This is a genomic window from Singulisphaera rosea (assembly GCF_054877945.1).
Genome location: NZ_JBTYIP020000007.1, coordinates 69,944 through 93,376, shown reverse-complemented (window position 1 = coordinate 93,376; position 23,433 = coordinate 69,944). Strand labels below are relative to the sequence as shown.

Genomic DNA, 23,433 nt, shown 5'->3' with positions numbered 1-23,433 from the left:
TTCGGGTTCGCCACGATTCCCTTGGTCACGCCGAAATTCCCCTTCTGCATCGCGTCTCTCCGGGATTGAACGGCCTTGAAGTTCTCCTCCGTGGGTGCCGGCCCGGAACCGGAGCAACCCGCGACGGACACCAATCCGGCGATCACTCCGCAAGACAAGATTCCCCTCAGTCCTCGGTCAAGGCGCATGGAACCTCGCATTTCGACTCCACTCCGCAAAAGAGAGAATCCTCAAGACGTTCAATCCCGGGCGAAGCCGAGACCAGATCGACGGGACGAAACGGCCCGGGCGGGGAGCGCACGGGTGTACTGCGTGGACAGACGAAAAACCCGAGGAGAGATCTAAGCAAAAGAAGGAGTGTTAATTCTTTAAGAAGAAGAATTCGTCTCCCCGTGTTTCTTCAGAATCGATCCGACTTCGCGGGGGGTGGTCCGAAGCAACCATCAACAGGACGCATTCAAACCGTCGAGGTGATGGAGGCACGACATCGTGCTGTGTCGCCGAAACGCTTGAAATTTCTCGACTTCGTCAGACAACACCATACCAGATCGTGAGGTGTGTGACACAATATTGGGTGACTCATCCATGCAGTCAACTGTGTGGGGTGGTGGATTGTTTTCGGTAGCGAGACATCATTATGGAAAACGATCTCTTTAGTGGATCGGATCATTCGAGTTTCGAAGATTGTGGCGGGAACGAGGGAGCGTCGTGATTGTCGTCCACCAGCGTTTCATCCGAGTCTAGGCACAGGAGGATGCGGGACTGAAAGTGTTAGGCCCAACCGGCCGCGATTGTGTTGTGGCGTTCCTCGAGGTGAAGGACGTGGCGGTCCTTCCTGGACTCGAACCACGATGAGGAGAGACCTGGCAACACGACTTTCCACTCCAGGTCTCACCGAATAAATTGAGACATAGGGGACCATGTCGCTCCACCATCCTTGCCGAACGCGGTTTGGCAGGGAACTCTTCATTCCATCGCTTTAATTTCAGAACCGTCCTTCTCCACTCGGCTGCTGCGAGGTTGTCGAGTGAGTCAGTTCAAGGAGTGAATGGGATCGCTGGACAGCCGAAAGCCGATATTGCGATTTGAAAATATTGGCGATTTGAAATGGGTTCGAGCAGGCTTCGGACCGACCGCTTTACCGGCGGCGGTTGTTGGGTCGAACGAAGCTTGCATCGAAACGGAAGGAGCCGATTAGGCGGGGGTTTGCTGGGAGATGGTGACGTGAGCGTTTCGGTGGTCGATTCGATCGTCAGGGATTGCGTGCGGTAATATCTGCCGACGAGCTCGCGGATCGGCTCCTAGGATTTGGGATTCTCGAGCAACCGTCGGCCACAACAAGGTCGGTTGCACGTCCTTCGCGCCGTCGGCGATCTCGCTGCCCAGGACTACGGGCGGGTGGACCGTCCCGGCCGAGCCATCCTCGGCAAATCACCGAGCATGTCCTTGAGTCGTCGGAGGATCCGTGATTTCGCCTGTCGGACCGCTGCGGCTGAAACCCCGAAATCGTGCGCAATGTCTGCCGGGCTATGCCCTTCGACCGCGGCGCGCCAAAACGCCTGCCAGCTCCGATCCTCGAACTCGCCTCGGACGAGTTCCATGGCCCGACTGAGAAGCTCGTCGATTTCCAGATCCCCCGAATCATCGGGGAAATCGAGTCCCGGGTCGGGAACCTCGAGGAATCGACGATAGGCCTCGGCACCCCCCTGGGCGGGTGGGCCGTGACGCCGATAGGTGTCGAGGAGCTTGTTCCGCGTGATCCCGCGGAGCCAACCCCGGAAGGTATCGCCTGAACGCTCGTAGCGGAAGGTGTTCATCCCGAGAGCGACGGCCTGGAAAACCTCCTGAACCACGTCGTTGGCATCTTCGCCGCGGACGCCCCACCGATGGCACCAATGATGGACGAGCGGGGTGTAGAGGTTGACCAGCCTGGCCCACGATTCCTGCCGATGGGCCTTGATCCCCTCCATCAAAGTCAAAGAGGTCGAGTCCGCCGGCTTCGCACGGAGGCGTTGTGGGAATTTGGCTTCATGCACGGCCCGGTCACTCCGATGTCATCATCGACCGATCGAGTGCTTACACGCCGATTATTTTAATTTCATTAATTCTTCACGGGATGGACGGCGGGCCACATATCGGTTAGTCGCGAATCCGCGGCCGGGAAGAGGCGGGCCGACGCTCTTAACTGCTTGGTATCATTCTAAGAGATAGAGCGGAGGAAAGGAAGGAACGTCCGGCATGAGGTTCGGAAAAACAACCCCGGCCCGGGGACCCGATCTCGAGGACGCTTCAGGCTCCTTAAGTAGGCCTGGCTTAAGACCGATCCGGCGACCTGATCGACGTCCTCACGAGTGAAAGTCGGGCGGCAAAGAGTACCGACTTTCGCGATACGGACCGGGAGCGATGTCACAGGGCTCCGATGTCTAATTGAGTGGCCGAGTTTTAGCTGTATGTGAGCACGAGGTTTCGCGTCGCGTCAAAAGTATTCCTGGCGAATCGTACTGGTCCACGTGACCGAGCGGGACTTCAGAGTGAGGTAGTTGATCGTGCGCCGCCATGGTTGCCCTTCGGACGAAGAGTTATCCGACTTCAATCTGGGCGACTTGTCGGAGAGCCTTCTCGACGAGGTGGCCAGGCATCTGGAATCCTGCCCACGTTGCGAGGCCCGCGCACAGAGACTCGACTCGCAGACCGATGAGATCCTCGTGGCCTTGCGACGCACCGCGTCGGGCACGAGTTCGCATCCCGACTGCAAACCCCAGCCTCGTCGATCAGGCCGGGGCAAAGACTCCGGACCGGTCCGCCCATTCCTGGATGAAGAGATTCCTCGATCGCGACCGAAGACATCCGCCGAAGATCGCTTGGCTTCCAGGAAAAACCCCATAACCGAATCCGCCTCGGGCGAGCCGCCGGTGCTCGAGGATTTTCGGCTCGATGGTTACGAAATCGGCGACGCGCTCGGCGAGGGGGGCATGGGCCTCGTCTACCGGGCACGCCAGGTCGCGTTAAATCGATCGGTCGCCTTGAAGATCATCAGGGGCGATCCGACTCGGCTCGTCTCGCGGTTCCAGATCGAGGCCGAGGCCGTCGCCAGGCTCCAGCACCCGAACATCGTCCAGATTTACGAGGTCGGCTGGAAGGACGGTCGCCCCTATCTCGCTCTCGAACTCGTCGACGGTGGCTCGCTCGAAGAGAAGCTGGCCGGGCGTCCCCAGCCGGCCCGGGAAGCGGCCGAGTTGGTCCGCACCCTGTCGAACGCGGTCGACTATGCTCATCGTCGGGGGATCATCCACCGAGACCTCAAGCCCTCCAATATCCTCCTCACCGCCGGAGGCGTCCCCAAGATCGCCGATTTCGGCGTCGCCAAGCGCTTGGAGCTCAACGACCACGAGACTCGGGATGGCGACCTGATCGGCACTCCCTGCTATATGGCCCCCGAGCAGGCCAGCGGCTCGGGAGAACAAATTGGCCCCGCCACCGACGTCTATAGTCTCGGCGTAATCCTGTACGAGACCCTGACCGGCCGAGCACCATTGCAGGCCCCGACCGCAATCGAGACCCTGATCCTGGTCAACGTCCAGGAGCCGGTTCCTCCTCGACGCCTCCAGCCCCGGATTCCGGCCGACCTCGAGAGGATCACGCTGAAGTGCCTCGAAAAAGAGCCCGGTCGACGCTATGCCAACGCGCTCGACCTGGCGGAAGACCTTGGACGGTTCCTCAACAACGAGCCGATCCTGGCTCGGCAGATCCCCTGGTACGAACGGGCGTGGCGTTGGGCACGTCGACGGCCGGCCCTGGCCTCCGCGCTAGGTGCGGCGGCCATCGGGCTCGTGACCTCGATCCTCGCGGGCTGGCAATACAATGCGATGCTCCGGAGGTTCAATTCGGACCTCCAGACCGCCGCTGCGCACGAGCAGGCCAACGCAATCCGGGCGGAGCAGGCGAAGCGAGAGGCGCTCGTCAACGCGAAGTCCGAAGCGGTGCAACGCGAACAGGCCGAGAAGACCCTGTACTTCAGCCACATCGCGCTGGCGGAGAGCGAGTGGCGGAACAACAACGTGGCCGGGGCCGACCTGCTGCTGGAGAAGTGCCTGCCGGGACCGGGGCGACATGACTATCGAGGCTGGGAATGGGCTTACCTCAAAGGGCTCTCGCACCCCGAATTGCTGACGCTCCGAGGCTGTCGGGAATGGGTTCATTCCGTCGTCTATAGCCCCGATGGACGCCGGGTTGTTGCCGGGTCAGGCCTCCCCTTTAACCTCCCCGGGACGAATCCTTCCATCACCCCGGGCGACCTTCGCATCTGGGATTCGGCAACCGGACAGTTGATCGCAGCCCCCGAGAAACATGCCGGGGCGATCTGGGCCGTCGACTATAGCGCGGATGGACGTCGAATCGCCTCGGCCAGCGCCGACGGCGCCATCTGGATCTGGGATGCCCAGACCTTCCAGACGGTCGCCAAGCTCAGCGGGCCGGAGGTCTCGAACGTCTCCTTGAAATTCTCCCCGGTCGGCAGCTTGATCGCGATCGCCGATTCTCGTTCCTTGCGGCTTTGGGACTGGAAGACGCAGGAGATCAAGTTCGAGTCGACACACTTCCGAGGAAACTGCCCGATGGCCTTCACGGCCGACGGCACCCGGCTTGTGGCGGGACATGAAAGCAGCGTCGTCGAGCTTCTCGATATCAAAACCGGCTCGATCTTGAGGTCGTTCAAGGCGGACTTCGGGCAGATTCGCGGGGTTACCTTCAGCCCGGATGGTTCGATCCTCGCCGGGGCGACCGAGATCGGACCGATCGTCATATGGGACGCGGCGACCGGCCAGGAACGGCTCCAACTCCGAGGCCACGGGGGCGAGTCGACTTGCGTGGCCATCAGCCCTGACGGCACGAGGCTGGTCTCGGGCTCGGTCGACCAGACGGTGAGGGTCTGGGACCTGAAGTCAGGTTTTGAAGTGCTGAACCTGCGCGGGCATACGTTCGGCGTCCGCTCCGTGGCGTACCAGTCCGACGGCGCCTGCATCGCCTCTGGTAGTCAGGACGGCACGGTCAAGGTTTGGGACGCGAATCGAGACCCTCGCGGACTTCGGATCCGGAAGGGAGACAACGGGGGGGAATGGACGGGACGACTGACCTTCACACCGGATGGTGAGCGCATCATGGTCGTCAGGCACGACCTCGGGCTGCTCCAGTCGTACGACGCGACCTCCGGGAAGTCGTTATCGCAAAAGTCGATCCGGGTCGACAACCAGTACCGCTGCCCTCGAGGGGATACGTCCTTCGATGAGGACTGCCGGCAACTCGCGGGCCCGCTGCGGGAAGACCCCAAGCAGATCATCATCTGGGACACGTCGACGGGACGCCAACTCCTCGCACTCCAAGGACACTCGACGAGGGTCGTGAGTGTCGCGTTCGCCCCCGACGGTCGGCGACTGGCGTCGTCGGCTCGGGGGGCCGCGGGAAGCGGCGAGAATGGTGAGGCCATCCTTTGGGACGCGGCCACGGGGTCTCGACTCCGGACCTGGTCCGGCGAAGCGAGCTCGGCGGTGGTCCGACACGTGTTCAGCCCGCGTGGAGAGCAACTCGCCGCCGGGAACGACGACGGGACGATCCGAGTCTGGGATGCGGAAACGAAGGCCCTTCGCCTCACACTCGTCGGCCACCGCGGTTCGATCACCGACATGGCCTTCAGCTTCGACGGGCAGCACCTGGCGACGGTCGCCCGCGAAGACCCCAACGTGCGTGTCTGGGACCTCTCCGACGGCGCCGAGATCCTGACGCTCCGGGGCGACAAGCATCCGCTCACGAGCGTCGCTTTCAGCCCCGACGACCGGCGACTCGTCTCACTCGGATACGAAGGCTCGGTCAAACTCTGGGATGCCACGACCGGACAGGAAATCCTGAGCTTGCGAGGGCTGATTTCCCAGCGTCCCGGCGACTATTACTTCAACGCCAGGGCTGTTTTCAGCCCTGATAACTCGAGAATCGTCTCGAACATGTGGGACGGCGGGCTCGCCGTTTGGGGGGGGAAGGAACCGAACCCCCGCTAGCCTCCCTCGCCCCACACCCGCCAACGACTGGACCTCGCCCGAGGCCAGCCACACTCCCTGTATTAACCATGTTTTCACCGATCGCTAGGAGAAATCATTTTATGGAAGCCGTATCGCGCCCCGGGTCCTTCGACGTCGAAACCTATCCGGGACCGAAGCCCAAGGTTTCTCCGAACCGCGCCGCCACGGCCCTTCTCGGGGTGATCGCGACTCTTCTCGTCGCCTCGGCCTCCACCTCGATGGCCGTGGAACCTCCCCAAGGCTACGTCTGCGAGAAGACGACCGGAGCGATCAAGATCGACGGCAAGCTCGACGAGGCCGACTGGGCCGAGGGCCATCTCTCCGGCGACTTCATCGACATCGAAGGGCCGGCCAAGCCCAAGCCCCGCTTCGGGACCAAAGTCCAGATGATCTGGGATGACGAATATTTCTACATTGGTGCACACCTCGAAGAACCGCACGTGTGGGCGACTCTAACTGAACACGACTCGGTAATCTTCGCCGACAACGATTTCGAGGTCTTCATCGACCCCGACGGCGACAACCTCGAGTACACCGAGTTCGAGCTCAACGCCCTCAACACCGAGTGGGACCTCTTGCTCCGCAAGCCGTACCGCGACGGCGGCCCTGCCGAGAACAGCTTGGAACTTCCCGGCCTGAAGACGGCGGTCCATGTCGACGGCACGCTGAACGACCCGAGCGACATCGACCGAGGCTGGACCGTCGAGATCGCGATCCCCTGGAAGACCCTCGCCGAACACGCCAACCGTCCGTCCCCTCCGAAGCAGGGGGAGCAGTGGCGCGTGAATTTCTCGAGGGTCGAGTGGATCACCAACATCGTCGACGGGAAGTATCGCAAGCTGCCCAAACACCGCGAAGACAACTGGGTCTGGTCGCCCCAGTTTGTCGTCGACATGCACCGGCCCGAACGTTGGGGCTATGTCCAGTTCGCGACCGGCCCTCGTGGTGCCACCCCGTTCAAGCCCGACCCGACGGGCCCGGCCAGGGATCGCTTGATCTCGGTTTATCAGGCCGAGCGTGCCTATCACAAGGCGAATGACGGACGTTGGGCCGGGAGCATCGAGCAACTCGGACTATCGAAGGACGTTTGCGACCCCTCGAAGCCCATCACCCTCCAGTTGACCGAAAAGGGGTTCGAAGCCACGGTCGAAACCCCCACGGCCGACGGGGCGTCGAAGAAGCTCCATATCCGTCAGGATTCGCGCATCTGGTTGGATTGAGCGATAGCGTCTCGAGGACAGGAAATGCAAACGAGGAGGGAGGACGCCGATCGTCCTCCCTCCTTTCGATTTCGAAACGATTGGACACATCAGGTCGTCAGTCTCGACCCACGCGCCTCACTCACGTCCTGGATTCGGCCGGAACTCGGCTTGCGTCCGTCAGGCCGAAATCGATGGAGACGGTATCCGGGATCGACGTCCCGGACGACGCGATCCCGGCGTCGAGTTCCGAGACTCGGAGTCGCAGTTGTGCGTCGGTCATTCGACGTTTCAGCGACGGGATCGCGTTGGTGAGCCGCATCCCCGTCCGCATCGCTCCGAGGGCCAGTCGACCGACGACAGGCTTGTGGATGAAGCTATCGCCGTTCATCTGTTTGCGTGATTCCTTGACGGCCTCGAAGCTGTACTCGAGCATCTTGGATTCGTAATCGGCCACCGCTTCGACCAGCGAAGCTTGGCTGTCCCGCACGGCGGTCAAGTTTCGGCAGAGCAGGGCGGCGTCTCGCAAGGCCGTATTCGCCCCCACCCCGCGCCCTGGCGTCATCGTGTGAATCGCATCGCCGAGGAGCGTCACCCGCCCGCTCGGCCAGGGCTGCGGGGGGACCGAAGTTCGGATGTTGATCGGGAAAACCGTCGAGAGATCCGAGCGCCGAATCAACTCCCGGAGATTCGGGTGCCAGCCGGCAGTCATCTCCTGAACGATCCCCACGAGTTCTTCGCGAGAGGCCTTCAAGGGATCGAGCCTGTACCTGCGCCGGGAGGCCCAGAAACCCCACATGATGTAGTCGGTCGTGTTGTCGTAGAGCATCCCCGGCCAGTGCCCGATCAGATCGGCATCGTTGCCACCGATCCCCGTCTTTACGCCGTTTCGATCCCACTTGAACTCCATGACGTGCAGGATCGCCCCATACCCCTTGGGGGCCATCACCATCGAGATTCCATGGTACGCCTTGAAGGGCAGCAAACTCCGGGTCTCGGCCGTGAGAGGGACCTTGGCACCGATGCTGAGGATCCCCGTATCCTCCATTCGGGCGTGGGGCAGCATCTGTTTACGAACGCGTGACCCGGCGCCGTCGGCGGCGATCAAGATGTCGCTTTCGACCGAGGTTCCATCCTCGAAGTAGGCCGTGACCTTGCCCTCGCGATGTTCCTCGTAACGTACGAACCTCTTGTCGAAATGCACTTCGTCTTCGAGGCCCGTGAGGAGGACTTGTCGGAGCGTCATGCGACTGACCGACTTCTCGCTCAAGATCGGGTCGTCCTCGGGGGGGACCTCGAGCGAGAGCACCTCGGACAACTGCTCCGTCAACATATTGAAGTATTTCGGTGCACGGGCGCAGGTGGCTACGAACGTCTGATAAAGATCTGGGGGCAAGCACTCGTGAAGGGCTCGGCTGCCCGTCGGGCTGATGCCGACACGATATCCCTGCAACCCGTCGGTCCGCGTCCGGTCTCGCTCGAAGACATCGACCCGGATGCCGGCTCGCTTCAAACCATGCGCGAGGCACAACCCACCGGTCCCTGCACCGATTACCACGACACGCAATGAATTCGGATTCATCACAACGCTCCTTCTCCCACGGGATCAATTCCGAGGAACGAACGCCCCGCGCCAGACTGGCGCGGCTTGCCCGACGAAGCGTCGCCTGTTACCCTCCCATGCGCCTGCATTGAGGCCAGGTTTCGCTCCGCGAGCCCGACTTCAAGGGCCGAGCCCTCGGCGTCGGTGGTGACACACCTCGCCGGGGGCCGGCTTCAACTCTTGCCACGAGCTAATTTGTCTCGGGTCCCTTCGGTGCGGCGTGGAACCCTCTCCACGCCAGGGAGTACCCTTCGTCCTCCTTAATCCGACGAACGATCTCATCGATGAACTGACGTTCGGCCTCGATGACCGCGATTCGATACTCGACCTCGACAAGATACAACCGCTCGACAACCTTGGTCGCCTCGGCGAAGGACGCACGCAACTCCTCGGCGATCTCACCGAGCCGCTCGGTCCTCGCTTCGAGGAGCACGACCGCCTCGTCGGGCGGAATCGCCGGGAGGAGCGCGAGTGCCGCCTCGAATTGCAAGTATTCTTTGTTGGGTGTCTCGATCATCTCCCGGAGCCAGGCCCGCATCCGCTCATTCCCGCTCGGGGTCAACTCGTAGATCGTCCGCTCCGGTCGTCGCCCCTCTCGGACCGTCTCCTTCACCTCGATCGACCCTTCACGCAAGAGTCCTTCGATCACGGTGTAGAGCGATCCGTACCGTAACTTGATACTAGATCCCTTGTTGCGCATCTTCAGCGTCGCCGCCATCTCGTACGGGTGCATCGGCCTTTCGAAGAGCAGCACGAGAACCGCGAGCGCCAACGGATTCGAGGACGGCTTACTAGGAGCCAAGGCTGTTCCCTCCTTCGCGAATATCCGTCGCCGTATATATCGAGAACGGATAGACGCTGCAAGCCAGTTCGTCCGGTCGATCGGTTTATTCGCAGGAGGTCGGGGAACGAACGGCGAGTCATTTGACTCGAGCTTGACGGGTTCTAAAGCTCGGACATCCGCTGAGCGGTGTGGAACGCCTGCAATGACCTCGTAGACGTATATCCCAACCCTTGCTCTCGCCCAGCCAGCCCTCCCGAGGCATCTCGAAATGCCCGATTTACAGGCTCGCTCTCCCACTCAATTCGGCAAGAGTTGATCCGGACAAGCCCGTCGCAACCCTTCAGGCTTTCAAATACAATGGGTGCCGATGGAGGCCTGGGAAAACAGGGGTGAATTTGAGGTTAGATTCTCAGGGTCCGTCGAAGTCGAGTTGCTCACAATCAGGAGATGCATCCGTGGACCAGTCGATCTCGCCAGGAGGCAAGGGAGCGCCATGGAATTCAAAGAGAATTCGACGTAAGAGGACGCCCATATTTCCGGCCTGCGAGACACTCGAGTCGCGCGAGATGCTCTCGACTTTCGCAACGACGTCGCATCGTCAGGAGACATTAATTCCGCCAGCTTGGGTCGGTCGGGCCCACGGTGTCGTCGGTTCCGCGGCCACGAACCGGGCCACTTCAACGGTGGTTTCGTCGCGATCCGCCGTCCTGTTGCAGACGCTGCAACGGGTGATGAATCAGTACCAGATTCCAGGTGCGGTCGCGGGGGTTTGGACGCCCGGTAAACCGCTCTGGATGGCATCCCAGGGCTTCGCCAACGTCTCAACCGGCGAGCCTATGACCCTGAAGGACCGCTTCCAGATTCGGAGTGTCACCAAGTCGTTCACCGTGACGCTCGTCTTGCAGCTCGTACGAGCACACAAGCTGTCTTTGACCGATCCGATCTCGAAATACGTTCCCGGGATCCCCAACGGCGGCACGATCACGCTGGCCAACCTCGCGGGAATGACCAGTGGCCTGAAGAACTACACGGCGGTTCCGGCGTTCCAGGCCGGCCTGATCGCCGACAATGCCCGGCAATGGACGGCCCGAGAGATCGTGAATCTGACGATCCCCGATTCTCCGTTGTTCCCGCCCGGAGCCCAGTACGACTACAGCAACACGAACACTCTCCTGCTGGGAATGGCCGTCGAGAAAGTGACCGGTCACCCGCTCGGCCAGGTCCTCACGACGCGGATCTTCCGGCCTCTCGGCCTCCGATCCACCGCCTATTTCGACGGCTTCGCCACATCCACGCCGATGCCGACCCCTTATGAGGTCGACCCCCAAACCGGCGAGCGAGAAGCTCTCCCCGAATTCAATCTCTCGGGCTTCGGTGCCTCGGGGGCCATGGTCTCGACGCTCCCCGACCTCCTGCGTTGGGGACGAGCCCTGGGGACCGGCCGATTGATCGGACCACGACTCTTGAACCTTCGCCAGCAGCTCGCGCGTCCGGCGACCGACGGTCCCGAATACAATCAGTACGGCCTCGGCATGGGGCAACTCAACGGCTGGTGGGGCCATACGGGCGAAGGCCTCGGCTTCCAGGCCGCCGTCATGTACGACCCCATCAGCCGATCGGTGATTGCCGTCGCCATCAATTCGAGCCAACCGGAGAACGTCGCCACCCAGATCTTCAAGGCCTTGGCCAACGTCGTTCGTCCCGGAAGCGGACCCGAATCGCGAAGGTGATAAATGGCACCCGGAATCGAGGCAACCGACACGTGAAGCGATTTATTGCCCCGATTCCGCTTTCATGTATAAATTCTGGCGCATAAGCATTCTGATGTACTGTGAACCGCTCCGGCGGGAATTGCCTGAATGGCTTGGCAACAGGTGATTATGACGCGTCATCCCGTTGCGTTCTCAGAGATCCTGGTGCAGTCGGACTGGAATACACGTCCGCAATCACGATTCGTTCAGATTTGCACTCCAGTCTGCACCAAACCCGTGCAAGACAAGGCTTTCCCTTTCCATTCCTGGCATCCTGACTTCAGAGCGAGTAGTGGGGGAAGGCTGAAGGCGTGGAGGGATGAGTGGGGCAGTCAGGAGAATGCCCTTGTTGAATCTCCTGACAATCGGCTTGAGTGGGCGATGAGGGACTCGAACCCCCGGCATCCTGCGTGTAAAGCAGGCGCTCTACCGACTGAGCTAATCGCCCAATGATTCGAAGCGTCGAGGTTCCTTTCGACGGGTTTGGCCCGCGCCAGGAACCTCGAAGGATTATGTTAAGCCAACGATGGGTGAACTAGAAGGCGATTTTCGGTCGATTCCCGTTTTGCCCTCGCCATACCACCGCCGATCGGGAAGAACTGTGGGTCGAACTACTGAAATTCCAAGTCGGTAGGGCGGGTGAACGAGGTCAGCGAGTGTCGATCAAGGCATCGTTGGTACCGACGTTCCCGGCCGCGTCGGTGGCGCGAACCATGAGGATGTGGAATCCCGGCTTGAGGTCGGGGAGGGACAACGTCATGGTTTCTCGAGGCGAGTCGTAGAGGCCATCTTCGGGGAAAATCGGGGTCCATTCGCCGCCGTCCAAAGCGTAGGCGGCCTTGACGAGCCGGGTTGAACGGTCCTGGAGCGTGATGACGGCACCTCGAGATTTCGGGGCGATCGATACCTCGGGGGACTGGTGGTCGACTGCGAAGACGTCGCTCGTCCGATCGACGGTCAAGACGTCGTCGGGGTTGTTCGAGAGTCGGTCGCTGGCCGTCAAGCGAACTCGGTAGTGGCCGTCAGGTACGGCGGTCGTGTCCCACTCGAGGCTCGAGGCGGTGATGGGCTGCTCGGGGCCGATGCGGATCCAGTCCGGCCAGCCTTCCTTGCGGAGATGGACGGTGTAGCTCAACTCGTCGGAATTCGGGTCGGTCACTTCCCAGCGTAGGTTGAGCTTGGTTTGACGGGTCGTGCCGTCGGCGGCGGTGACGTCGGGGACCTCGACCTTCACGATCTCGGGGGGCAGGTTGACGGACTGGTGGCGGATTGCGACGGAACGTAATTCGGGAGTCTTGGAGGAGTCGCGGGTCGAGAGGGTCGCCCGATACTGGGCGAACCGGCCCGGAGGAACACCCGCTTTGGCCCCCTCCGGGTCGGTCTGTTCGCTCGACCACGGGGACCATGTGGAGTCGGGCTCGCCGACGTTCCCGGTTCGCATCTGGAGGGCCACCGTCGTCCCCTCGGGCTGTTCGGCCCGCCACGTCAACGCACCGAAGCGGCTGATGAGCTTGGTATCGAGGACGTCGGAGACGATCGTGCCGCTGGCGACGTAGCCGGAATCGAGCCGGATAATCGCGCCGGGATCTCCCGTCCCGATGAGGAGGGCATCCTGCGGACCGGGGATCATCGAGAGGATCTGTCCGTGATCGAGCTTGGCGATCGGTGCCCAGGCATGCCCCTGATCGCGGACCTCGAACAACTGGCCTTCGGGACCAGTTCCCACGAGTAATCGGTCGCCTTGCCGGGCCAGGGAAAAGATCAGGACGCGGCTGCGGAAGACTTCGCGAGGTACGCCGTCGGGCCCGATTCGATAGACCGCATTGTCGCCAGCTGCGGCGGGCTTGGGGTTCGCCGATCCACCGACGGTAGGCGGAGGGTTAGACGAGGGTGTGGGAGATGCCGACGGCTTCGGCGGTTCCTGAGCCGCCATGACGGCCCCTATCTTGGTGTCGAGTGCGGTGAGACCACCACCAGTGAAGAGCGAGTTGCCTCGGCCCGAGCCTCCGCCCCCGCCGGCTTCGGCGGCCGTCCCCGCATAGAGGACGCCCTCGGGAGTGAAGAGGAGCGTCCGGACCTCGCTTTGCGGGGCGTCATAGACGACCGACGTCTTCCCCTCGGCGGAGACCCGATAGATCAATCCCTCGCCGTCGCTGCCGGCGTAGACCGAGCCGTCCGGGCCAATGGCGACGCAAAGAAGATGTGAATGGGGACTATCAAGCAGGAGCGTCCGCGTGCCGTCGGGGCTGATTTTCCAGAGTTGACCCGTCGGGCCCGTGGCGGCGTAGAGGTTGCCCTTGGTGTCGGTCGCCAGGTCCCAGAGGTACTTGATCTCGGGCGTGAGCCGAGGCGCGGTTATCGGCGCCTTCGGGTTGCTGATATCCACCAGCAAACCGCTCGGCCCCGTGCCGACGAAGACTCGGCCGTCGGGCAGGGTCGCGAGCGAGAGGGCCTGGGAGTCGGAGGCGTCGTACGCCAGGGTCCACGCCGAGTCGTCCTTGGGATCCCGGCGGAAGACCTTGCCGGCGTCGCCGGTGGCGGCGAAGACGGTCCCATCCGCCAACTTGGCGAGGTCCCAAACTCGGGAGGCGTCGAGCTTGCCGACCGTGCTCAAAGACTGGGCCAGCCGGACTCGGCCATTCTCGGCGACGACGATTCTCTCGCGATGGCCCTTGCTGAATGCGGCCGAGGTCTCCTGCCGCCAGGTCTCGAGTTTTGCGGCGGCCGGGCGTGAAAACGCGGTCGACACCGCGACGATCCCGAGTAGGAGGGCTCTGGGGACGATCCGCCGACCGGCCTGCGCATTCAAGCTCATCAGATCCCCTTCGATGATGGACGACGCTCACCCGGACCCGGACGTTCCCGCGATCACTTCAGCGAGAGGCCGGTATCCTTGACGACGGTGATCCGGAGCGTCTGCATTCCTTCGACAACGTAAGGCGTGTCGGCCACCGCGATCAAGTCGGTCCTGACGGGAGGCTCGGGGCTCTGCCGGCTGGTCGAGAGTATGGCACGAGCGCTGCCGGGCAAGTTGGGCAACGGTTGCCCCTGGATCGCAAGGCCGCGGTCGGGCAAGGTGAAATGGAGGTACAGCCCCGTCCGTCGCGGCTCGATTTGGAAATGGATCGACTTGAGGACACCGGCAAGGTCTCGAGGCTCCGTGAGGGCAGGCTCGTTGCGGAGCCGGCGTCGGAGGCTGTTGACCATGTCGCAGACACCGACCTCATAAGTCCCGTCCTCGAGATCCGCCGGCAGGGCCAGGTCGAGGGTCACGGTCTGCCGGTCCCCCTTGAACGGCTTGAGAGTGACAGAGGCCTTGACGGTCTCGCCCGGCTGGAGTCGGTCCGTCGCCAGTCGGACAGACTCGATCTGCGCGACGGTACGCCCCGAGTCGATTTCGACGTCGCAGTCGATGGATTCGATCCGGACAGGTGCCATCGCGTTGCGGACCAGGATGCTGACGATCGAGGCGACCGGGCTGAACAGGGCTGCGGGCCCCATCGGGCCGGTGTAACGCGGACCGCTGGCCGTGTCGTGGATCTCGATCGGGTCGTGTCCCTTGAGCTTGATCGTCGCGCGGACTTTGGCCGTCAACTCTTCGGGGAGGTTGCCCTCGGTGTCGATCGCATTCGTGAGGACCGACATCACCAGCGAGGGGAGTAGGTTTGGCTCGCGGACCAGTTGCACGTGGTAGGTTCGCGGCTCGGAGTATCGCCCCGTCTTGACGTGGACGTCGAGCGGAATCATGTCGGGTTTCGGGCCGATGCGACCGGCGACGCCGGTGCTCACGTCGGTGTCGACGACCCCGACGACTCGGAGCGGCGAGCCCATTTTCATGCTCACGCTGGCTCGGGGATAGACCGTGTGGATGTAGCCGGTCATCATCGGGAACTCGCAAGCCCCGAGGCTGAACATCGGGTGGCCGAAGCCGTAGACCCGGTTACCTTCGACATGGGTGACCGTGCCGATCCCCGAGAGGTCGAAGTCTCCGGTCACCATGGCGATGCTCAGGGGAGAACCGGGGACGAGGGGTCGGTCGCCTTCGTCTCGGATGACCTGTTCGGGGGCACCGCCGCCGGCCATCGGAGCGAGTCCGAGAGGGCGGAGCCGGTCGCCGAGGATAGCCAACGCCCTGGGGCTGAACCCCGTCGCCGCCATGGGCATGGCGATCGGACGCATCCCGGCGAGGGAGCCTCCCGAGACCGCGACGGGCAACCCAGAATCGGTCGAGTCGGTCGAGAGCCCGTCGATGAACATCGAGGTTCGGTCGTAGGCTGCGTGGATCCCGCCGTCGGTCGACTCGGCGGCGATCCGGCGGTCGTTCGAGCGGACGTACTGGACCATCTGTTGGAACGGCGTGACGCCCGCGATCGGATCCTTGGCGAATTCCCAGGCGAACGCGACGGCTCCCAGGAGCTTTCCGTCAATATAGATCGGGCTCCCGCTCATCCCCTGGATGATGCCGGCGTGCTCGAGGTTGCATCCGGTGAGTCGGCAGAGGACCATGTCGCGGCCGGGGCTCACCCCGCGCATCACGCCAAGAACCTCGGCACCGAACTCCTCGAGCTTCGTCCCGACCATTACGGTCTGTCCCGTCCCCTTCATGCCGGGGCGGACATCTTTAATATCCCAGTAAGTTTTGGGGTCCGGCTCGGCGGCCTTGGAATGCACGCCACCCAGGAGGAGGCCGAAGAGCACGAGTCCCGCGGGCCCGAGCTTCCGAAGAGGGAACGACGAGGCTTGCATCGAGCAGATCTCCCTGGGAGTGGCCAGCGGCCAATGGCGCGGGGATCCAAAGCAGAGAAAGGAATCGGAAAGGAGAGAGGAGGAACGTGGCGTCGAGCCGCCGTAGTTGAGTGGAGAGGGATCCCCAAGGAGGACCGAAGTCGCATCCACGGAGGGGATTCGGGAGATCCGCCGACACCTCCATCACGGGATGAGATCCTGCTCCTGGATTATCGTCTTCAATGGTAGCCCTCCCTTAACATCACGTCAACCAATAGTTCATCCGCTCTCCATCAAGGCGACAAAGGTTCTACGTCGGGTCGGACAAAAGGTGCGCGCGAGCCGAACAGGCGTCGGGATGAGTCAATGATTCGACTCGCCGAAATGGTCGCCGAAGCCGTTGAGGCTTTCTCGAGGCTTGGGATTTCGACTGAGCTCTTCGCGGAGGATCTCGAGGCGCTCGTTCGCGAGGGCGCGGAACTGCCGGCGAGCGTAGATCTTCGTGGCGATCCAGTCGAAAAACGCGAGGACGAGCAGCGCGAGGATGAGGATGAAAACCCCGAACCAGATCTCGACGAACAGCAAGTTCGTCCGCCCCTCCACCTTCGGCGCGATCCGAGATCCCGCGGAGAGGCCCACGGCGATCAGCATCAGGATCAACGCGACGAGAAATCGACGAAGGTCCTGACGTCGGAAGTGCTGGAGGTCTTCCTCGGGAAGCTCGTCGGAGCGGTTCTTTCGCTCAAACCAGAGCCAGAACGCCAGCGCGATCGCCACCGCGCCGACGGCCAAGGACATGACGAGGCCCGCCGCCGCCGTTCGATGGTCCACAGGCACGAGCGTCACCCTCTCGTTCGGGACGGGATCGAGCCGCCCTCGACGATCCCTGAACCGACAGAGATCCGGGAGACTTGAGCTCACCATCCTAACAAGGTTCGGAGGGAAGTGCCCGTGTCCTCGGATTGTTGTGGAGTGAAATGGAGTCCGACCGGAGTCTCGTCGCCAAGGTTGTGGCCACCGGGAGAGGGGTCGAGACTCGGGCAAGTGGCCGAGCCGAGGGGGCAGGGCGGTCGGACCGAACGCTCTCGGCCCGACCGAGGTGCTAGGAAGATCAGTAGCTGTCGGCGCTGATGACTTCGCCCCCGGCCTTGGTGCCGAGGGTCCACCAAATCCGGCGATCGATCGAATTCTTGATGAACTTGACGCCGCCATCTCCGAACAAGGTATTCACACCGCCGGGGTGGGCGCTGTTGGCGGCCCAGGTGAAACCATCATCTGGGTAATTGTTGGGACCGCCATCGAGTCGGCAGGCACCGAACGTGTACTTGCTATCGTTAGGCGTCTGGATGGTGTTGAACATGGTGTAGCCGGTGATGCCTTGGGCCCAGCGATAACCGCGATGGTCGCCGATCTTGTCCGTGGTCGTCTGGAACGCGCTCTGGCACTTGTCCAGCAACGACAGGATGAACGTGGGGTTGGTGAAGGCATCGTTAAGTCGATTGTCGAGGTCGCTGGGGCTGGCGCCATAGATCATGTTGCCGCGATAGCGACTCGGCGGCGTGGTGCTCGGCCCCCAGACGCTGCTGGCCCGGCTGTCGCCGACGAGCGTCTCGGAGTAGGCCACCGTGTTCGACGTCCCGTCGGTGCAACTGCCGATGTTGTACGCGATCGTCTGGGCGAAGAGGCCGGTGCTCCCCGTGAACGTCCCACCGACGGGTTGTCCGGGGGCCCAGGCCAGCCATTCCTTCGTGCTGTTCATCGAGTCGGTGGTGGTCCCGATGCAGGCGGCGTAGTTGTTCGTGTTTTTCTTGCCGGCGACGTAGGGGTCGGACGGGCACAGGTAGGCGGCCAGGATCGTGAGCGCGAACGTCGAGTTGATCCCGTCCTCGAACTCGGCCGCGAAGTTGAAGTTCGCCGCGTTGTAGAGCGGGGCCTGCTCGAGATAGGGGAGCATGAGGGCCTGGGCACTCATGTTCGGACCCCAGGTGGAATAAAAGCCCGTCGTCGTGAAATTGACGGAAGCTCCCGACGGGAACGAGCCCAGGGCGGAGTGGTAATTGTGAAGCGCCAGCCCGATCTGCTTGAGGTTGTTCGTGCACTGAATGCGACGGGCCGCCTCGCGGGCCGACTGCACCGCGGGCAGCAGGAGGGCGATCAAGACCGCGATGATTGCGATGACGACCAGGAGCTCGATGAGCGTAAACCCGCGCCGAGACCGATGAGTCATGAATCTGCCTCCGGATTCGAGATGTGATGACTGCAGAGATTGATCCGTCTAAGGGTGCCTCACTTCGTCCGAATTCCAAAGCCTGTGCACGATCATTACCGGGTCCGCCTCGCCTTCACCTTGGTGGTGGCCGCGCGCTGTTTCATCATGTTCTTGAAGCCCTCCGCCATGATCTTTTCTTTCTCCTTGTAATCGGCGGGGACGACGGCCCTCGAGCCCGCGGGGGGGACGCCTCCGCCGCAGCCCGTCGTGCCGAGGAGGAAGGCGGTCCCCACGGCGAGCTTCATGAAGCTATTTCGCGACATGTCGATGGGACTCCCATGGAACCCGAGGGGATTCACGTACGAGGGATGCATTGAAAGATTGGGCGTGGAGTCGCTTCGGAGTCCGGCGCAGACCATCCACGCCGCACGTCGTCGGTGCGTCAGGGGCGCTCCGGTGGATTTGATTGAACGGGACCGTCGACCGAGATTGGGTCAGTTCTGCGCCTCAGGGCCCCAACCGCTGCCCTGTCTCGCGGTGGACTTCGGGGTCGGGCTCCCCTCGTCGGACGGCGATCCGGATGGGACCATCAGGCTGATCTTATACCGACACGTTTCCCGAAGGTGGTCGACCATCGCGCGACGACACGCCTCGGGATGCCGCGAGCGGAGGGCCTCTATAATATTCAAGTGCTGATTCCAGCACATGATTCGAATGTCCGACCGCTCGGTCATGGGAATCAGGCCGGTCGCGATCAAGACCCTCTCGATTTGGTCGTGGATGAGCATGGTCAGGCCGTGGAGCTTGACGATCTCTCGGCTCAACAGCGGATTACCCGATCGAGTACCGATCAGGCTGTGGAGCTCGACGTCGAAACGGTCGAATGCCTCGAAATAGCCGGGGGCGGAGATGTCTCGGGCCGCCTCGGCCAGAGAATCGAGGCGGTCGAAATCCGACGATGAGACGTGCCCGCACGCCAATTCCGCCGCCAGTCCCTCCAGGGCCTCGCGCATCTGATGGAAATGGATCAACTCCTCACGACCCAGGCGACGTACCACGGCGCCATGGTTCGCCCGCATCTCCACAACACCATATTCGGCCAGGCGATGCAGTGCCTCGCGGATCGGCGTTCGGCTGACCCCAAGCCGGTTGGCGAGCTCCACCTCACGAAGCGAACCCCCCGGTGCCAGTTCGCCGGTCAAAATCATCGGCAACAGGTAGTCATAGACCCTATTGCTAAGTGTCTGTACCTTCATCATTGGTCGAGCTTCTGGAGCGTCGGGAGGTGAGGTTTGTCGACTGTAGAAAGTATACAATCTGCCGTCAACAACAAAATCAAGAAAATTCTTATCTCTAACCCATTCAAGTCGGCTTGGACTCTGATAGCCCAGCAATCGAGTCCTGTTGATCTTCTTTGTTCCGAAGGAACAGGTCGAATGCGTCCGACCTATCCTGAAGTTCTGACTCACCGGACGTCTCATCTTCGGCAAGGATCTGGGGCCGAACGTCGAGTCATGGCCCTGCTCTGAACGTTCGGCGACCGAATTGCCGATCCCCGTGCGAGCCAAATCAGACGGTATGGGGTGTACGACTCGGGGGAATCGGTCTGAGGAGGGTCGCGAGTTCGAGGTCTGAGCCGGATCGTGTGGGCGTCAGTACAGATCGACGCTGCTCAGGAGTTGTTCGACGTGGTCGCCGCGTCGGGCGATCTCGAGGAGTGCGGCCCGGATGTCGAGCGCACTGACCCGGTCGCGGAGGAAGGTCCTCGTCATCACGAACATCGGCTGGGAGTCGACAGAGCGGATCGAGAGACTGCCGAAGGTCAGCTTGGCGTTCATCCTCAGCGCGAATTCGAAGTGCTTCGGATCGGCGGGACCGCAGACGGAGAAGATCGAGAGCCGACGACCTTCCTCGTCGCGCTGAGTCACCTCGACGTAAACTTCCTGGAGGCGGTCGTTGGGGAGTGAGAAGAGGATGCGGTAATGATCACGCCCCCCTTGTATGAAGCAGTCGAGTCCTTCGACGCTCTCGCGGACGAGGCTCTCCGTCTCCTGGAGGCCGAAGAGTGCGGACTCGAGGTCGTCGGCAAGCTCGTCGGCCGATTGATAGCGTTCCTCGGGGTACTTCGCGAGACAACGGGCGAGGATCTCGGTCACGACATCGGGTACGTCGGACGCGAACTCGCGGACATCGGGGACCGGCGCCGACTTGTGGAGCTGGATCAGTTGGGCGATCTGGTCCGAGACGTAGGGGAGTCGGGCGGAGACGAGGTAGAAGTACATGACCCCGACTGCGTAGATGTCGGAGCGATGGCTGGCCGGGATCCCGGCGAAGAGTTCGGGGGCCATATAAGTCGGGGTCCCGGCGACCGGGACGCCGGCCAATTCCAGTTCGCTTAGATGGCGGACGAGCCCGAAGTCGGCGAGTTTGGCATGGCCTTCGGGGGTCAGGAGGACGTTCGACGGCTTGACGTCGCGATGGACCATGCCCGAACGGTGGGCGGCGCCGAGGGCGAGAACCACCTGTCGAACCAGGGTTGATGCGCGGATCGGGTCGAAAGGACCCTCGCGGATGAGCGACTCCGCGAGGCTGATGCCCCCCTCGATGTACTCCATCTCGATGAAGTGGTATCCGCGGTCGCTCCCCAGGTTGTGGACGGTCACGACGTGGGGGTGCAAGAGGTTGGCGACCGCCCTCGCCTCGGCCCAAAAGCGCTCACGGATTTTGGGATGCTTCTCGACCAAGCCCGGATTCATGACCTTGATCGCGCAGGGGCGGGCCAGTCCGAGGTGCTCGGCCCGGTAGACACGTCCCATGGTGCCTCGCCCGACCACCGACTTGAGGTGGTACTGGCCAAGCGGGCTGTCGATCAGGTCGTCGATCTCGGGGAAGCCGTCGTCGACTTCGCCGGCGACCGTGAAGCTGCCGTCGCGAAGGGCGACCGTGACGTCATTCCGATAGGCAATCGTCTCGCCGAGCCGGTCGGAGGGCCGATCCCCCGGTCCCGAGTCCGAACGAGCCTCGCCGACCACGCCCCCGACGGCACAATGATGGACGGTCGCGGGCTCTCGAATCGGCTCGTTGCAACTCGGGCATCGACTCCCGCGACTCATCTTCGCTCTCGCAGTCTCGAGGCGCGCCACGGGTCGGGCATCCAATCCCTTCCCCGGCTTACCCACGATATCCCCTAGAGAATGTTCGGCTCTGCTCGAATAAGTCAAGTGTGGAGACTTGGGTTTGCGTTTCATTCAATAACCATTCGATCGGCATGCTCCGGAGGCGACTTTCACTTCTTGTGCATCAGGAGGCCTCGGTCGAGCGTCGCTCGCCCCTCGACCGCCCGACACTTCCCGGCGACCCCACCAACATTCTAGTGTGAGCGCCATTTTAAGCCAGCAAGTCCCGGACCGGACCTCGAACCGGTTGAAGGATCGCGCCGAACGTCGAAATCCAGGATGCGGGTGTACGACAAGAGGTGGTGGGGGAGAGAAAAACGCTCTCGACGCGAAAGACGAGAGACCGGCACGAGCCCGAAGGTGGGCTGTGCCGGTCCCGGTACGTGTAAGCGCTCGTCGGAGTCGGCCGAAGCCGGGTCAGACGTTATAAGAGGTTGACGACGTCGTGCCGCCGCGGCCGGTCCAGTTCGTGTGGAAGTATTGGCCACGGGGCTTGTCGACGCGCTCGTACGTGTGCGCACCGAAGAAGTCACGTTGGGCCTGGAGCAGGTTCGCGGGGAGGCGTTCGGTCCGGTATCCGTCGTAGTACGACAGGGCCGAGGACATGGTGGGGATCGGGACCCCCGCGGTCATCGCCGCGGCACAAACCCGTCGCCAGCCGTCCTGGGCCCGGGCAAGCTCGCCCGTGAAGTAGGGGTCGAGGACGAGGTTCGTCAGCTTGGCATTCCGGTCGAACGCGTCTTTGATCTTGCCGAGGAAGGCGCTCCGGATGATGCAGCCGCCCCGCCACATCAGGGCGACGCCGCCGTTATTGATCTCCCAGCCCGCTTCCTTGCCCATGGCGTTCATGAGGGCGTAGCCCTGGGCGTAAGAGATCATCTTGCTGGCGTAGAGAGCCATCTCGATGTCGTCGATGAGGGCTTTCGGGTCCCCGGTGTATTTGGGAGTCGGCCCGGGGAGGACCTTGGAGGCGGCGATCCGCTCGTCCTTCTGGGCCGAGAGACAGCGGGCGAAGACGGCCTCGCCGATCAGCGTCAGGGGGACACCCGTGTCGAGCGCGGAGACGACCGTCCACTTGCCCGTCCCCTTCTGACCGGCCGCGTCGAGGATCAGGTCGACCATCGGCGTCCCGCTCTCGGGGTCTTTATAGCCGAGGATGTCGCGGGTGATCTCGATGAGGTAGCTGTCGAGGACGCCTTCGTTCCACTTGGCGAAGACGTCGTGCATGGCAGGGGGTTCCATGCCGAGCAGCGTCTTGAGGAGGTCGTAGGCCTCGCAGATGAGCTGCATGTCGCCGTATTCGATGCCGTTGTGGACCATCTTGACGAAGTGGCCCGCCCCTTCGGGGCCGACCCAGTCGCAACACGGCGTGCCGTCGGCGACCTTGGCGGCGATGGCCTGGAAGATCGGCTTGACGGCCGGCCAGGCGTCCGGGTCGCCGCCCGGCATGATCGACGGGCCCTTGAGTGCGCCTTCCTCGCCGCCGGAGACACCGGTGCCGATGTAGAGGAGCCCCTTGGCCTTGAGGGCCTGCGTCCGTCGGGTCGTGTCGGGGAAGTAGGTGTTACCCCCGTCGATCAGGATGTCGCCCGGCTCGAGCAGGGGGGCGAGTTCGTCGATCACGGCGTCGACCGGCGGCCCGGCCTTGACCATGATCATGATCTTTCGGGGCCGCTTCAGCGAGGCGACAAGGTCCTGGACCGTGTGGCAGCCGACGAGCTTCTTCCCCTGGCCTCGGCCGTTGACGAAGTCGTCGACCTTCGAGGTCGTCCGGTTGAACACGGCGACCGTGCTCCCGTGGCTCTCCATGTTCAGGACGAGGTTCTCGCCCATCACGGCGAGGCCAATCAGGCCGATGTCGGCGGTAGGTGTCGGCATTGCAGGTACTCGGGTCGTCTCTGGGATCGGGAAAAGATCA

The 23,433-nt window shown here is 62.6% G+C and carries 14 protein-coding genes and 1 tRNA gene; 3 read left to right on the top strand and 12 right to left on the bottom strand.

What is annotated here, in order from left to right; translation table 11 throughout:
* Window positions 1–1,388: 1,388 nt before the first annotated feature.
* On the bottom strand, window positions 1,389–2,036 hold the full coding sequence (locus tag ACYOEI_RS14815) for a sigma-70 family RNA polymerase sigma factor (RefSeq protein WP_462850286.1): 648 nt from the start codon (window positions 2,034–2,036) through the stop codon (window positions 1,389–1,391).
* Between the two features lie 876 nt (window positions 2,037–2,912).
* On the opposite strand from ACYOEI_RS14815, the gene ACYOEI_RS14810 reads away from it, so the two are divergent.
* Together ACYOEI_RS14810 and ACYOEI_RS14805 are read left to right on the top strand one after the other, a co-directional pair.
* On the top strand, window positions 2,913–6,047 hold the full coding sequence (locus ACYOEI_RS14810; protein WP_462850285.1) for a protein kinase domain-containing protein: 3,135 nt from the start codon (window positions 2,913–2,915) through the stop codon (window positions 6,045–6,047).
* 101 nt (window positions 6,048–6,148) lie between these two features.
* Window positions 6,149–7,288, top strand: a complete 1,140-nt coding sequence (locus ACYOEI_RS14805) for a carbohydrate-binding family 9-like protein (RefSeq protein ID WP_462850284.1) — start codon at window positions 6,149–6,151, stop codon at window positions 7,286–7,288.
* Between the two features lie 121 nt (window positions 7,289–7,409).
* On the opposite strand, the gene ACYOEI_RS14800 is transcribed toward ACYOEI_RS14805, so the two are convergent.
* Both ACYOEI_RS14800 and ACYOEI_RS14795 read right to left on the bottom strand, forming a co-directional pair.
* Window positions 7,410–8,849 carry an FAD-dependent oxidoreductase gene (locus ACYOEI_RS14800; RefSeq protein ID WP_462850283.1) on the bottom strand — a complete coding sequence of 480 codons (1,440 nt, stop codon included), beginning with the start codon at window positions 8,847–8,849 and terminating at the stop codon, window positions 7,410–7,412.
* 211 nt (window positions 8,850–9,060) lie between these two features.
* A complete protein-coding gene (locus ACYOEI_RS14795; RefSeq protein WP_462850282.1) occupies window positions 9,061–9,672 on the bottom strand; it encodes a PadR family transcriptional regulator in 612 nt (203 codons plus the stop codon).
* Between the two features lie 692 nt (window positions 9,673–10,364).
* On the opposite strand from ACYOEI_RS14795, the gene ACYOEI_RS14790 reads away from it, so the two are divergent.
* Window positions 10,365–11,384, top strand: coding sequence for a serine hydrolase domain-containing protein (locus ACYOEI_RS14790; protein WP_462850281.1), 1,020 nt, complete (start codon window positions 10,365–10,367; stop codon window positions 11,382–11,384).
* 396 nt (window positions 11,385–11,780) lie between these two features.
* On the opposite strand, the gene ACYOEI_RS14785 is transcribed toward ACYOEI_RS14790, so the two are convergent.
* The 9 genes from ACYOEI_RS14785 to gnd all read right to left on the bottom strand — a co-directional run bounded on the left by ACYOEI_RS14785 (window position 11,781) and on the right by gnd (window position 23,393).
* Window positions 11,781–11,853 (bottom strand) — tRNA-Val (locus tag ACYOEI_RS14785).
* 201 nt (window positions 11,854–12,054) lie between these two features.
* Entirely contained in the window at window positions 12,055–14,220 is a 2,166-nt protein-coding gene (locus tag ACYOEI_RS14780; RefSeq protein ID WP_462850280.1) for a hypothetical protein, read from the bottom strand.
* A gap of 53 nt (window positions 14,221–14,273) precedes the next feature.
* Entirely contained in the window at window positions 14,274–16,151 is a 1,878-nt protein-coding gene (locus ACYOEI_RS14775; RefSeq protein WP_462850279.1) for a SpoIVB peptidase S55 domain-containing protein, read from the bottom strand.
* Between the two features lie 342 nt (window positions 16,152–16,493).
* A complete protein-coding gene (locus tag ACYOEI_RS14770) occupies window positions 16,494–16,967 on the bottom strand; it encodes a hypothetical protein (protein WP_462850278.1) in 474 nt (157 codons plus the stop codon).
* A 274-nt stretch (window positions 16,968–17,241) separates the two neighbouring features.
* The gene (locus tag ACYOEI_RS14765) at window positions 17,242–18,357 is read right to left on the bottom strand and encodes a DUF1559 family PulG-like putative transporter (RefSeq protein ID WP_462850277.1); all 1,116 of its coding nucleotides are present in this window, start codon (window positions 18,355–18,357) and stop codon (window positions 17,242–17,244) included.
* Between the two features lie 95 nt (window positions 18,358–18,452).
* Window positions 18,453–18,662 carry a hypothetical protein gene (locus tag ACYOEI_RS14760; RefSeq protein ID WP_462850276.1) on the bottom strand — a complete coding sequence of 70 codons (210 nt, stop codon included), beginning with the start codon at window positions 18,660–18,662 and terminating at the stop codon, window positions 18,453–18,455.
* A gap of 171 nt (window positions 18,663–18,833) precedes the next feature.
* Complete coding sequence (locus tag ACYOEI_RS14755; RefSeq protein WP_462850275.1) at window positions 18,834–19,598, bottom strand: GntR family transcriptional regulator; 765 nt, start codon at window positions 19,596–19,598, stop codon at window positions 18,834–18,836.
* A gap of 393 nt (window positions 19,599–19,991) precedes the next feature.
* Complete coding sequence (locus ACYOEI_RS14750) at window positions 19,992–21,452, bottom strand: serine/threonine-protein kinase (protein WP_462850274.1); 1,461 nt, start codon at window positions 21,450–21,452, stop codon at window positions 19,992–19,994.
* Window positions 21,453–21,932: 480 nt separating this feature from the next.
* Window positions 21,933–23,393 carry a decarboxylating NADP(+)-dependent phosphogluconate dehydrogenase gene (gnd, locus tag ACYOEI_RS14745; RefSeq protein ID WP_462850273.1) on the bottom strand — a complete coding sequence of 487 codons (1,461 nt, stop codon included), beginning with the start codon at window positions 23,391–23,393 and terminating at the stop codon, window positions 21,933–21,935.
* Window positions 23,394–23,433 lie beyond the last annotated feature (40 nt).